The organism is Pseudoxanthomonas gei (assembly GCF_010119615.1).
Classification (GTDB): Bacteria; Pseudomonadota; Gammaproteobacteria; order Xanthomonadales; family Xanthomonadaceae; genus Pseudoxanthomonas_A; species Pseudoxanthomonas_A gei.
The window spans coordinates 631,063-644,628 of the sequence record NZ_QOVG01000001.1 but is presented as its reverse complement, the minus strand read 5'-3'; the positions used below and the strand labels follow the sequence as shown (position 1 = coordinate 644,628).

Here is a 13,566-nt window from a genome sequence, read left to right as displayed (position 1 = left end):
GGGCGGGGCGGTGCTGCTGGCTACCGAGAACGCGCCGCCGGGCAAGCGCGCGTGGTACGGCATGTTCCCGCAGCTGGGCGCGCCGCTGGGCTTCCTGGGTTCGACCGCGATTTTCCTGCTGCTGACCGAAGTGATGAGCGACGCGCAGTTCCTGGCCTGGGGCTGGCGCATCCCGTTCCTGTCCAGCGCGGCGCTGGTCTTCGTAGGCCTGTGGGTGCGCCTGCGCATCACCGAGACGCCGGATTTCCAGAAGACGCTCGATGCGGGCGGGCGCGTGCGCCTGCCGATGCTGACCGTGTTGCGCGACCACCCGCGCGCGCTGCTGACCGGGACCTTCGCGCTGGTGTCGACCTTCGTGCTGTTCTACCTGATGACAGTGTTCAACCTGTCATGGGGCACCTCGAAACTCGGCTATACGCGCGAGCAGTTCCTGCTGATGCTGATGATCGCGGTGCTGTTCTTCGGCGCCGGCATCCCGGTGTCCGCATTGCTGGCCGACCGCTACGGGCGGCGACCGGCGATGATCCTGGCGACGATCGCGATCATCGTGTTCGGCTTGGCCTATGGACCACTCTTCAGTCTCGGCAGCGCCGCCAGCGTGCTGCTGTTCCTGGTCATCGGCATGACCGTCACCGGCCTGACCTACGGGCCATGCGGAACGTTGCTGGCCGACATGTTCCCGACCGCCGTGCGTTATACGGGCGCGTCACTGGCGTTTAACCTGGCCGGGATATTGGGTGCGTCGCTGACGCCTTCCATAGCGACCTACCTGGCCGGCAGGCATGGCGTTTCGTACGTGGGCTATTACCTGGCCGGCGCGGCTACGCTGACCTTGATTGCGTTGCTGCTGGCGCCGCGCCAGAAATTCGAAGCGCCGTAGCGCCGGGCTTGCTCGGCTACGGGCGAATGCGCGGCCTGGCGTTTGCAGGAGCGACGCAAGTAGCGAAGCCAGGAAATCATGGCCCCCGAAGCTGATCATGCGCTGCGTGCTTCGCGACTTGCGTCGCTCCTACAACAGAACTCCGTCGCCACGGGCAATCATCCATGTCCAAAGCAGCCGGGCAAGCCCGGCTCTACAAAGAAAGGCGACGGGCGCTCACCACAGTGCGTCGCGGAGCTTGTACCAGGCCATCGCGGCGACCAGCATCGGCGTGCGCAGGGCGCGGCCGCCAGGAAAGGGGTGGTGGTCGATCTTCGCAAACAGGTCCAGGCGCTCGGACTGCCCGCGGATGGATTCGGAAACGAGCTTGCCGGCCAGGCCGGTGGCGATCACCCCGTGGCCCGAGAAGCCCTGGGCGAAGTAGACGTTGGGCGTCAGCCGGCCGAAATGCGGGGCGCGGTTGAGGGAGATGTCGATGTAGCCGCCCCACACGTATTCGATGCCGACGTCTGCCAGCTGCGGAAACACGCGGCGCATGCGCCGGATCATGGTGCCGCGCAGGTTGGGCGGGGGCAGGGTGGAATAACTGGCGCGGCCACCGAACAGCAGGCGGTGGTCGCGGCTGCGGCGGAAATAATCCAGCGCCCAGTTGGTGTCGGCCACGGCCATGTCGTTGCCGATCAGTGCGCGCGCCCGTTCCTCGCCCAGCGGCACCGTCGCGCCGATGTAGGTGCCGACCGGCATGATCTTCGCATCCAGTTCCGGGGCGATGCCATGCACCAGCGCGTTGCCGGCCAGCACCGCGAAGTCGCAATGCACCTCGCCTTCGGCAGTCTTGAACACCGGCCTGGCACCACGCACCAGTTGCGTCACCCGCGAGTGCTCGCAGATGCGCACGCCCGCGGCCAGCGCGGCACGCGCCAGTCCCAATGCATATTCCAGCGGATGCAGGTGGCCGCTTTCAGGGTCGTACATCGCACCGAGGTAGCGGTCGCTGGCCAGCTGCGCGCGTAACTGCTCACGGCTCCACCACTCGACCGGGTAGTCGTAGCGGTTGCGGAAGTCCTCCACAGCCGCGCGCACTTCGCGTTCCTGGCGCGGCTTGATCGGCACGGTGGCGTGGCCGTCGCGCCAGTCGCAGGCGATGTCGTGCTTGAGGATGCGGTCGCGCAACCACTGCAGGCCTTCGCGCGACAGGTCGAACATCCTGCGCGCATCCGCGAATCCGACCAGCGCCTCCAGCTTCGCTTCGCCGCAGCCAAAGCCGGCGATGGCCTGGCCGCCATTGCGGCCGGACGCGCCCCAGCCGATGCGCTCGGCTTCGAGTATCACGACCTTGTAGCCGGCTTCGGCAAGTTCCAGTGCTGCCGAAAGTCCGGTGTAGCCGGCGCCGAGGATGCAGACGTCGGCGTCGATGCGGCCTTGCAGGGCAGGTTGCGTGGGCAGCGGGGTGGCGCTGGCGGCGTACCAGCTGGGTGGATAGGAGTTTCTCGCAATCATGAAATTCAGTCCGGCGCAAAGAGGTTTCCTTCTCCCTCCGGGAGAAGGTGGCGCGCAGCGCCGGATGAGGGAATGCGCTATCAGCGGGGACCAATATCTGATGCGACCTGAACTGCATTCCCTCATCCGCCCTGCGGGCACCCCCGCCTTCGCGAGGGCAGGCTCTTCTCCCGGAGGGAGAAGGAACAGAGTTACACGGCCCGCAAGTACCACTCGTACTCCAGCGTCGTCACCTGGGTCTCGAAGGTCTGCATTTCCTTCAGCTTCTGCTGGCCGTAGATGTGCTGGAAGGACTGCCCGAACTGCTGGCGGATGAATGCGCTGCCCATGAAGTCGTTGATCGCCTGGCGCCAGTACGGGGTGCGGATCTCGGTCTGCTCGTAGGCGTTGCCGACCACCGGCGGGCCGGGATCAAAGCCGTTCTCCAGCCCGTGCAGCATGCCGGCCAGCACCGCGGCGGTGACCAGGTAGACATTGGCGTCGGCGCCGGAGATGCGGTGTTCGATGCGGGTGTTGGCTTCGTTGCTGTGCGGGATGCGCATGGCCACGGTGCGGTTGTTGTAGCCCCAGGCATCATTCAACGGCACGAAGGCATTGAGGACGAAGCGCCGGTAGCTGTTGGCATGCGGGGCGAACAGCAGCAGGCTGTCGGCGGCGCTGCGCTGCAGGCCGCCGATGGCGTGCTTCAACGTATCGGCGGGTGCTTCGGGCGTGGAGGCGAAGATGTTGTCGCCCTTGGCGTCCAGCACGCTGACATGGATGTGCAGGCCATTGCCCGCCTGTCCGGCGAACGGCTTGGCCATGAAGCTGGCCTGCACGCCCTGCTGCTGGGCCACGGCCTTGATCGCGCGCTTGAGCATGATGGCCTCGTCGCAGGCCAGCAGCGCATCGTCGCGATGCTTGAGGTTGATCTCGAACTGGCCCGGGGCGTACTCGGCCACCGCCGTGTCGGCAGGGATGCCCTGGGCCACGCAGGCGGCCGACACCGCGTCGGTGAAGCCACGGTAGTCGTTGAGGTCCTCCATGTAATAGACCTGGGTGCTGTTGCTGCGGCGGCCGGTCACCGGATTGACCGGGGTGCGCGGCCGGCCATCGGCGTCCAGGTGGGCGTCGAACAGGTAGAACTCAAGTTCCACCGCGACCACCGGCTTGAGCCCCCGCGCGGTGTAACGATCCAGTACGCGCTTGAGCACTTCGCGCGGATTGGCTTCGAAGCTTCCGCCCTTGCTGTCTTCCATCGTTAACAGCAATTGCGCCATCGGCCGCGGCGACCACGGCACCGCGCGCAACGTACCCGGCACCGGACGGCAGATGCGGTCCTCGTCGCCGATGTCGTAACCCAGTCCGGTTTCCTCGACGGTATTGCCGGTGATGTCGGTGGCAATCAGCGACATCGGCAGGCACACGCCGTCGGCGTAGACCTTTTCCAGCGCATCGCGACTGATGCGCTTGCCGCGCAGCAGGCCGTTCATGTCGGGCAGCAGCAGGTCGACCAGCTCGCAGTCCGGGAGCTGCGCGAGGACCCGCGCATCAGCGGCAGGGAGGGCGGAATCCAGCGCGTCGGGAGTGTCGGGCATACGGGTCATCGGGGCGTCACCGGCGGTTCGTGGCAGCTTAGCAGAGCCACCTGCCCGTCAAGAATACTCAACGCCCTGCGCGGGGAGACGGTCCGGAAACGGCCCCGAATGGTGCCGCGCCGCACCATCGGCGGGATGAATACGGCGATATGCGGGACCGTGTTGTAAAAATAAAACGGGCGCGGTAAGTTGGTTCAGGCTTCTTACGAGCATCCCCCGATGACCAGCCCGCCGCTGGTCGGCCTCCCCACCGACCGTAAACAGATCGGTCCCCATCCCTTCCTCGCGGTGGGCGAGAAGTACGTGCGGGCGGTGGTGGAAGGGGCCGGCGCGACGCCCATCCTGCTGCCCGGCCTGCAGCCGGCGCTGCCAGCGGGGCAGTTGCTCGAACACCTGGATGGATTGCTGCTGACCGGATCGGTCAGCAACATCGAACCGCATCATTACAGCGACGAACCCAGCTACGAAGGCAACCGCCACGATCCCGCGCGCGACGCCAATACCTTGCCGCTGATCCCCTTGGCGCTGTCGATGGGGCTGCCGGTGCTGGCGATCTGCCGTGGCTTCCAGGAAGTCAACGTGGCCCTGGGCGGCAGCCTGCACCAGAAGGTGCAGGAACAATCGGGTTTCCTCGATCATCGCGAAAACCTCGAGGAACCACTCGAGATCCAGTACGCGCAGGTGCACGCGGTGACCTTCAACCCGGGTGGCATCCTGGCGGGCATCGCGTCCGCGCCCTCGGCGCAGGTCAATTCGCTGCATGGCCAGGGCGTGGCCCGCCTGGGCAAGGGCCTGAAAGTGGAAGCGGTGGCGCCGGACGGCCTGATCGAGGCCTTCCGCCACGAAGGTCCCGGTTTCCTGCTCGGCGTGCAGTGGCATCCGGAATGGCGTGTCACCGAAAATCCTTTCTATCTCGGCATATTCAAGGCCTTCGGCGATGCCTGCCGTTTGCATGCCGCGCAACGCAGACATTGAAGCGAACCCATGACCCAACGCCAGGCCCAGAAGAATCCCGCTCCGGAGAAACCGGAAAGTTCGCTACGACGCTGGCTGAAGGAGCGCAGCATCACCGAGGTGGAATGCCTGGTGCCCGACATCACCGGCATCGCCCGCGGCAAGATCATCCCGGCCGACAAGTTCAGCCACGACTACGGCACGCGGCTGCCGGAAGGCATCTTCGCCACCACCGTCACCGGCGATTACCCGGACGATTACTACGAGCTGACCTCGCCTTCGGATTCGGACATGTTCCTGCGTCCCGATCCCGACACCGTGCGCATGGTGCCGTGGGCGGCCGACCCCACCGCGCAGGTGATCCACGACTGCTTCACCAAGGATGGCAAGCCGCACGACCTGGCGCCGCGCAATGTGCTGCGGCGCGTGCTCGCGGCGTACGAGGAAGCGGGGCTGACCCCGGTCGTCGCGCCTGAGCTTGAGTTCTTCCTGGTGCAGAAGAACACCGATCCCGATTTCCCGCTGTTGCCACCGGCCGGCCGTTCCGGCCGCCCGGAAACCGCGCGGCAGTCGTACTCGATCGACGCGGTCAACGAGTTCGATCCCATCCTCGACCTGATGTACGACTACTGCGATGCGATGGAACTGGACGTGGACACGCTGATCCACGAATCAGGCGCGGCGCAGCTGGAAGTCAACTTCACCCATTCCGACGCGTTGTCGCGCGCCGACCAAGTGTTCTTCTTCAAGCGCACCATGCGCGAGGCGGCGATGCGCCACGGCATCTACGCCACCTTCCTGGCCAAGCCGATGGAGAACGAGCCCGGCAGTGCCATGCACATCCACCAGAGCATGCTGGACAAGAAGGGCAACAACGTCTTCCGCGGCCGCAGCGAAGGCACCCAGAGCAAGATCTTCAGCCAGTACCTGGGCGGATTGCAGAAGTACGTGCCGATGGCGATGGCGTTCTTCGCCCCCAACGTGAATTCCTACCGGCGCCTGGCGCTGGGGCAGGTGGCGCCGATCAACGTGCAGTGGGGCTACGACAACCGTACCTGCGGCCTGCGCGTGCCGATGGATTCGCCCGAGAACACGCGCGTGGAAAGCCGCTTCGCCGGTTCCGACGCCAATCCCTACCTGGCCATGGCCGCCACCCTGGCCTGCGGGCTGATGGGCATCCGCGAGGGACTGAAGGCCACCGCGCCGCTGTCGACCAGCGCGCAGGAATTCGGTTTCGAGCTGCCGCGTTCGCTGGGCGAGTCGCTGGACGAGCTGGAAACCTGCAAGCCGCTGCAGGACATATTGGGAGCGCGCTTCGTGCGCGCCTACATCTCGGTGAAACGCAAGGAATACGAGACCTTCTTCCGCGTTATCAGTTCGTGGGAGCGGGAGTTTCTGTTGTTGAACGTTTGATTCTTTCCTTCTCCCTTTGGGAGAGGGGCATGTCCCCGCTAAGGCGGGGTGTCCGCAGGGCGGATGAGAGCGTGGATCATCCGTGAATGGATAGGTTCCGCGGTCCGGATTCTTCCGCCCTCATCCGGCGCTTCGCGCCACCTTCTCCCGGTGGGAGAAGTAACACCGACTTCGGAGTTTCAATGGACCACCTCGACATCCGCGCACTGCAGCAGCTCGACGCCGAGCACCACCTGCACCCCTTCAACGACAACGCCGCGCTGGCGAAGAAGGGCACGCGCATCCTGACCCGTGGCGAGGGCGCCTATGTGTGGGATGCCGAGGGCCACAAGCTGCTGGATGCGTTCGCCGGACTGTGGTGCGTCAACGTCGGTTACGGTCGCAAGGAGCTGGGCGAGGCGGCGTCGAAACAGATGACCCAGCTGGCCTACTACAACAGCTTCTTCCAGTGCACCACCGAGCCGACCATCATGCTGGCCGCCAAGCTGGCCGAGCTGACCCCGGGCGACCTCAACCACGCCTTCTTCACCAATTCCGGTTCCGAAGCCAACGACACCATCCTGCGCCTGGTCCGGCACTTCTGGGCGGTCCAGGACCAGCCGCAGAAGAACATCTTCATCGGTCGCCACAATGGCTACCACGGCACCACCATGGCCGGTGCCAGCCTGGGCGGGATGGCCGGCATGCACAAGCAGGGCGGCCTTCCGATTCCCGACATCCACCACATCGAACCGCCGTTCTGGTTCGCCGATGGCGGTGACCTGGACCCGGACGAATACGGCCTGGTCGCCGCGCGCCGGCTGGAGGCCAAGATCCTTGAACTCGGCCCCGACCGCGTGGCCGCCTTCATTGGCGAACCGATCATGGGCGCGATCGGCGTCTACATACCGCCGATGACCTACTGGCCGGAAATCGAACGCATCTGCCGCAAGTACGACGTGCTGCTGGTGGCCGACGAAGTGATCTGCGGCTTCGGTCGCACCGGCGAGTGGTTCGCCGCGGACTACTTCGGCTTCATGCCCGACGTCATGACCCTGGCCAAGGGCATCACCTCCGGCTACATCCCACTGGGGGCGGCGATGTTCAATGACCGTGTCGCCGGCGTGCTGGCCAACCAGGGCGGCGAACTGGCCCATGGCTGCACCTATTCGGGGCACCCGGTGTGCACTGCGGTGGCGCTGGAAAACATCCGCATCCTGCAGGACGAGAAGATCGTCGAGACCTGCAAGAACGACACGGCCCCGTACCTGGCCCAGCGCTGGGCCGAGCTGGGTGAGCATCGCCTGGTCGGCGAGGCGCGCATCGCCGGCATGGTCGGCGCACTGGAGCTGGTGCCGGCCAAGAACGCGCCTGGAAAGAGCCGGCGTGCATTCTTCGATGATCGCGGTAAAGTGGGGCAGCTGTGTCGTGACAGGGCCCTGGCCAACGGCCTGATCCTGCGCGCGACCTACGACGCCATGCTGCTGTCGCCGCCGCTGATCATCAGCCGCGCGCAGGTCGACGAACTGTTCGAGAAGGCCTGGAAGTCGTTGAACGAAACCGCCGCGGAGCTGGGCATCTGAGACCCGCCATTGCGCCAAGCCGATCCGGAAAGACGATGGAACAACCAGGAGAACGCCGATGAACAGGAAACTGCAGGTACTGACGGCGTTGGCTGCACTGGGCGTGCTGGCAGCATGCGGTGGCGGTGGCGATGGCGACAAGGGTGGTGCGGCCGGCAAGGACGGCGCCGCGGGCAAGACCCTGAACGTCTACAACTGGTCGGACTACATTGCCGAGGACACCATTCCCGACTTCGAGAAGGCCACCGGCATCAAGGTCACCTATGACGTCTTCGACAGCGATGAAATGGTCGAGACCAAGCTGCTGGCCGGCGCCAGCGGCTACGACCTGGTGGTGCCTTCGCTGAGTTTCCTGGGCAGGCAGATCCAGGCGGGGGTATTCCTGCCACTGGACAAGTCGAAGATTCCCAACCTGGCCAACGTCGACCCGCTGATGCTCAAGCGCATCGCGCTGCAGGACCCGGGCAACAAGTTCGCCGTGCCCTACCTGTGGGGTACCAGCGGCATCGGCTACAACGTCGACAAGATCAAGGAGATCTTCGGCAGCACCGAGGCGGCGTCCAGCTGGGACATGGTCTTCAAGCCCGAGAACGCAACCAAGCTCAAGGACTGCGGCATCACCGTGCTGGACACGCCGTCGGAACTGATCCCCATCGCGCTCAATTACCTGGGCGAAGACCCGCACAGCTTCGACCCGGCGGTGATCGGCAAGGCGGCGGCCTTGCTGAAGAAGGTGCGCCCCTACATCCGCAACTTCCATTCCTCCTCGTACATCGATGACCTGGCCAACGGCGACATCTGCGTGGTGGTGGGATGGTCCGGTGATGTCATCCAGGCCCGCGACCGCGCGGCCGAGGCGGACAACGGAGTGAAGATCGCCTATTCGATCCCCAAAGAAGGCGCCCCCCAGTGGTTCGACATGCTGGCCATCCCGAAGGATGCCAAGAATGCGGACAACGCCTACGCCTTCATCAACTACCTGCTGAGGCCGGAAGTGGCGGCGGCCAACACCAATTTCGTGACCTATCCCAACGCTGTGCCCAAATCCAGGCCGTTGGTGGATGCTGCCATCACTGGCGATCCCACCATCTACCCGCCGCCGGAGGTCGATGCCAAGTTGTTCACCTTCGCGGTGCTGCCGCCCGAGATCGACCGCCTTTACACCCGCACCTGGACCGAGCTCAAGACCGGCAAGTAGGCCACTTCGGAAAACAGGTGCTGACGCATTGTTGAAGCGGGCCTGGAGGCCTGCGGCAGTTGAGGATGCAGGGAAGAACGCAAGCACGCGCGTCCGCGGCACTGCCGCAGGGCGCATCAATACAACCGGCCGCATGGGCCATGGGGAGATGAAGATGAAACTGCGAGCTGTGTTGACTGCAATGACGCTCTTCACGCTGGCCGCGTGCGGGGACAAGGACGGGGCGCCGGACAAGGCCGCAGCCGCAGGCGGCGACGACAAGGTCGTCAACGTCTACAACTGGTCCGACTACATCGCCGAGGACACCATCCCGAACTTCGAGAAGGCGACCGGGATCAAGGTCACCTACGACGTGTTCGACAGCAATGAAGTGCTGGAGACCAAGTTGCTGGCCGGCAGCAGCGGCTACGACGTGGTCGTGCCGACCATGAACTTCCTCGGCCGCCAGATCCAGGCCGGCGTGTTCCTGCCGCTGGACAAATCCAAGGTCCCCAACTACGCCAACCTCGACCCGGTGATCATGAAGAAGCTGGAGTCGCAGGACCCCGGCAACAAGTACGCCATCCCCTACATGTGGGGAACCACCGGCATCGGCTACAACATCGACAAGGTCAAGGCTGTATTCGGCAACACCGACGTGACCCGCAGCCTGGACCTGGTGTTCAAGCCGGAAAACATTTCCAGGCTCAAGGATTGCGGGGTCACGTTCCTGGACACGCCTTCCGAGCTGATCCCGATCACCCTGAACTACCTGGGCGAGGACCCCAACAGCACCGACCCGGCGGTGATCCAGAAGGCCGCCGCGCTGCTGAAGAAGATCCGCCCCTACATCAGCAACTTCCATTCCTCGCAATACATCGACGCATTGGCCAATGGCGACATCTGCCTGGTGGTCGGCTGGTCCGGCGACATCATCCAGGCGCGTGACCGTGCCGATGAAGCCGACAATGGCGTGCACATCGCCTATTCCATCCCCAAGGAAGGCGCGCCCCAGTGGTTCGACATGCTGGCCATCCCCAAGGATGCCAAGAACCTCGACAGCGCCTATGCTTTCATCAACTACCTGCTTGACCCGCAGGTGATGGCGAACAACTCCAACTTCATCAGCTATCCCAACGCCATTCCCAAGTCGCTGCCGCTGATCGAGAAGAGCATCACCGGCGATCCGACCATCTATCCGCCGCCGGAAGTCGCGGCCAAGCTCTTCACTTTCGCGATCATCCCGCCCGAGGTGGACAAGCTGTACACGCGGATCTGGACGGAATTGAAGACCGGCAAGTAAGCAGGCGGCGGTAAAGGGTGAAGTCGCGCCGTTGGCGCTGCCAAGAGCCAAGAGGACCGTGGTGCTCCGTTTTCGCTTCAACTTGCAGGCGGCATCGCCGCCGGCTTCACCCTTGGCAGCCCGCGGTGCGGGCGACTTCACCACTCGACGGGAACGCGCATGGCGACAGAGCAGTTGAACGGGACGATGCAGAACGGCAAGGCCGGGACCGACGGTTACCTGCGCATCGTCGACGTGCGCAAGGAATTCGACGGTTTCGTGGCGGTGGAAGACACCGACCTGTCGATCCGCAAGGGCGAGATATTCGCCCTGCTCGGTGGTTCCGGCTGTGGCAAGTCGACCCTGCTGCGCTGCCTGGGCGGGTTCGAGAAACCCACCTCCGGCAAGATCTACCTGGACGGCCAGGTCATGAACGACCTGCCGCCCTACGAGCGTCCGATCAACATGATGTTCCAGTCGTACGCGCTGTTCCCGCATATGACCGTGGAGCAGAACATCGCGTTCGGCCTGAAGCAGGATGGATTGTCCAAGGAAGCGATACGCAAGCGGGTCGAGGAAATGCTGGCGCTGGTGCAACTGGGCAAGCTGGCCAAGCGCAAGCCGCACCAGCTGTCGGGCGGCCAGCAGCAACGTGTGGCCCTGGCCCGTTCACTGGCCAAGGGGCCGAAGCTGTTGTTGCTGGACGAGCCGATGGGGGCGCTGGACAAGAAGCTGCGCTCGCAGATGCAGCTGGAGCTGGTCAACATCATCGAGACCTCGGGCGTCACCTGCGTGATGGTCACCCATGACCAGGAAGAGGCCATGACCATGGCCACGCGCATCGCACTGATGGATTCGGGGCGCATCCGCCAGGTCGGCACGCCCGACGAGATCTACGAATCGCCGACCAGCCGCTTCGCCGCGGGGTTCATCGGTTCGGTCAACATGTTCGAGGGCAAGGTCGAGGAGGACATGGCCGACTACGTCACCATCGTCACCCCTGCGCTGGATGCCGCCATCTACGTGGGCCATGGCATTTCCGGCTTCGAGGGCCAGGAGGTGTCGTTCGGCGTGCGCCCGGAAAAGGTCAACATCAGCAAGGAAGAGCCTACCCAGCAATACAACAAGGCCCGCGGCAAGATCGAGGACATCGCCTATTTCGGCAGCCACTCGGTGTTCCACGTGCGCCTGCCCAGCGGCTACAAGTTCATGGCCAACTTCGCCAACCAGCAGCGCTGGGCCAGCGAAGGCATGACCTGGGGCGACGAGGTCTGGGTGTCGTGGGGCGACAACGAAGGCGTGGTGCTGACCTCATGAACACTGCGACGCTCAGGAACAGGCTGTCCGGGCGCTCGTCGGCAGGCGGCAGGCTGCTGCGGAGGATATTCCCGCACCCGCGCTGGGCGGTGATCTCGGTGCCCTACCTGTGGCTGCTGGTGTTCTTCGCGATCCCGTTCCTGATCGTGCTGAAGATCTCGTTTTCCCGGCTGGCCATCGCCATGCCGCCGTACACGCCGATCCTGGAGTTCGTCGACAACGCGGTATCGCTGAAGTTGAACCTGACCAACTACATCGGCCTGTTCACCGATTCGCAGTACGTTCAGGCCTATCTCAGCTCGATCAAGATCGCCGCGATATCCACCCTGCTGGCCTTGCTGATCGGCTACCCCATGGCCTACGTGATCGCCAGGCTGCCGCCTTCGGCGCGCAACATCGCCATGATGCTGGTGGTCCTGCCGTCGTGGACCTCGTTCCTGATCCGGGTCTATGCCTGGATCGGCATCCTCAAGCCCAACGGCCTGCTCAACGACGTTCTGCTGGGACTGCACCTGATCAGTGAACCGCTGCAGATCTCCAACACGCCCACCGCCGCCTACATCGGCATCGTCTACTGCTACCTGCCTTTCATGGTGCTGCCGCTTTACACCAACCTGGTCAAACACGACCAGCGCCTGCTGGAAGCCGCCTACGACCTCGGCGCCAAGCCGTGGAAGGCGTTCCTGAAGATCACCCTGCCGCTGTCCCGGGCCGGCATCATCGCCGGCTGCATGCTGGTGATGATCCCGGCGGTGGGAGAGTTCGTTATCCCCGAGCTGCTCGGCGGCCCCGACACGCTGATGATCGGGCGGGTGCTGTGGAACGAGTTCTTCAACAACCGTGACTGGCCGACGGCCTCGGCGGTCGCCATCGTGATGCTGTTGCTGCTGATGGTGCCGATCCTGATCTTCAACCGCGTGCAACAGCGCGAGATCGAAGGGAGGCTGACATGAGCAGCCTGGCCAGGCGCTGGCCCACCTGGGTGATCCTGGGCCTCGGGTTTGCCTTCCTGTACCTGCCGATCCTGGTGCTGATGTTCTATTCGTTCAACGAGAACAAGCTGGCCACGGTGTGGTCCGGGTTCTCGCTGAAGTGGTACGGCAAGCTGTTGCAGAACGACCAGATGCTGGGCGCGGCGTGGATCAGCATCAAGATCGCGTTCTGGACCGCGACCGCGTCGGTGGTGCTGGGCACGCTGGCCGCGCTGGTGATGACGCGGATGCGGCGCTTTCCCGGCAAGACCCTGTTCGGCGCGCTGATCACCGCACCGCTGGTGATGCCCGAAGTGATCCTGGGCCTGTCGATCCTGATGCTGTTCATGTCGCTGGGCAGCCTGATCGGCCTGGCGCCGCGCGGGGTGTTGTCGATCTGGATCGCGCACGTCACCTTCACCCTGGCCTTCGTCACCGTGGTGCTGTCCTCGCGCATGGCCGAACTGGACAAGTCTCTGGAGGAAGCGGCGATGGACCTGGGCGCGAACCGGGTCAAGGTCTTCTTCCTGATCACCTTGCCGATCATCGCGCCGGCCATCGTCTCCGGCTGGCTGCTGGCCTTCACCCTGTCGCTGGACGACGTGGTGGTGGCGAGCTTCGTCTCCGGCCCCAGCTCGACCACCTTGCCCATGGTGATCTTCTCCTCGGCCCGGCGCGGCCTCAATCCGCAGGTCAATGCGCTGGCCACGATCATGATCGTGGTGGTATCCGCCGGCGCCTTCGTGGCCTGGTGGCTGATGTACCGCGAGGACAAGCGCAGGCAGCGCGACATGCAGCTGGCGGTGCAGGACAACGGGTGAGGCGGCGTGAGGCGTGGGGAATTGGTCGATTTCCGGGTTGTTTTTTTCCACTCAATTGCGAAGTTGCATATCAGTGGCAGGTTCTTGCGCTCAACTAACGACTCACGCCTGA

General features: G+C 64.4%; 11 protein-coding genes. 9 read left to right on the top strand and 2 right to left on the bottom strand.

Translation table 11 applies throughout. The features are described from left to right. The coding region (locus DT603_RS02945; protein WP_162348319.1) for an MFS transporter at positions 1–880 on the top strand (880 nt) is incomplete at its 5' end. A 216-nt stretch (positions 881–1,096) separates the two neighbouring features. On the opposite strand, the gene DT603_RS02940 is transcribed toward DT603_RS02945, so the two are convergent. Together DT603_RS02940 and DT603_RS02935 are read right to left on the bottom strand one after the other, a co-directional pair. Further along, entirely contained in the window at positions 1,097–2,380 is a 1,284-nt protein-coding gene (locus tag DT603_RS02940) for an NAD(P)/FAD-dependent oxidoreductase (protein ID WP_162348318.1), read from the bottom strand. A 191-nt stretch (positions 2,381–2,571) separates the two neighbouring features. Further along, the gene (locus DT603_RS02935) at positions 2,572–3,966 is read right to left on the bottom strand and encodes a glutamine synthetase family protein (protein ID WP_425500920.1); all 1,395 of its coding nucleotides are present in this window, start codon (positions 3,964–3,966) and stop codon (positions 2,572–2,574) included. A gap of 210 nt (positions 3,967–4,176) precedes the next feature. Between DT603_RS02935 and DT603_RS02930 the strand changes: the two genes are divergently transcribed. The 8 genes from DT603_RS02930 to DT603_RS02895 all read left to right on the top strand — a co-directional run bounded on the left by DT603_RS02930 (position 4,177) and on the right by DT603_RS02895 (position 13,454). Beyond that, the gene (locus DT603_RS02930) at positions 4,177–4,932 is read left to right on the top strand and encodes a gamma-glutamyl-gamma-aminobutyrate hydrolase family protein (RefSeq protein WP_162348317.1); all 756 of its coding nucleotides are present in this window, start codon (positions 4,177–4,179) and stop codon (positions 4,930–4,932) included. 9 nt (positions 4,933–4,941) lie between these two features. After that, positions 4,942–6,324, top strand: coding sequence for a glutamine synthetase family protein (locus DT603_RS02925; protein WP_162348316.1), 1,383 nt, complete (start codon positions 4,942–4,944; stop codon positions 6,322–6,324). 182 nt (positions 6,325–6,506) lie between these two features. Then, the gene (locus DT603_RS02920; RefSeq protein ID WP_162348315.1) at positions 6,507–7,886 is read left to right on the top strand and encodes an aspartate aminotransferase family protein; all 1,380 of its coding nucleotides are present in this window, start codon (positions 6,507–6,509) and stop codon (positions 7,884–7,886) included. Positions 7,887–7,944: 58 nt separating this feature from the next. Then, positions 7,945–9,084 (top strand): polyamine ABC transporter substrate-binding protein, encoded by a 1,140-nt coding sequence (locus tag DT603_RS02915; RefSeq protein ID WP_162348314.1) that lies wholly within the window; start codon positions 7,945–7,947, stop codon positions 9,082–9,084. A gap of 154 nt (positions 9,085–9,238) precedes the next feature. Beyond that, positions 9,239–10,366 (top strand): extracellular solute-binding protein, encoded by a 1,128-nt coding sequence (locus DT603_RS02910; protein ID WP_162348313.1) that lies wholly within the window; start codon positions 9,239–9,241, stop codon positions 10,364–10,366. A gap of 186 nt (positions 10,367–10,552) precedes the next feature. Next, a complete protein-coding gene (locus tag DT603_RS02905) occupies positions 10,553–11,662 on the top strand; it encodes an ABC transporter ATP-binding protein (protein WP_425500924.1) in 1,110 nt (369 codons plus the stop codon). Continuing rightward, a complete protein-coding gene (locus tag DT603_RS02900; protein ID WP_162348311.1) occupies positions 11,659–12,615 on the top strand; it encodes an ABC transporter permease subunit in 957 nt (318 codons plus the stop codon). The genes DT603_RS02905 and DT603_RS02900 overlap by 4 nt, the downstream gene beginning before the upstream one ends. After that, complete coding sequence (locus tag DT603_RS02895) at positions 12,612–13,454, top strand: ABC transporter permease subunit (protein WP_162348310.1); 843 nt, start codon at positions 12,612–12,614, stop codon at positions 13,452–13,454. The genes DT603_RS02900 and DT603_RS02895 overlap by 4 nt, the downstream gene beginning before the upstream one ends. Positions 13,455–13,566 lie beyond the last annotated feature (112 nt).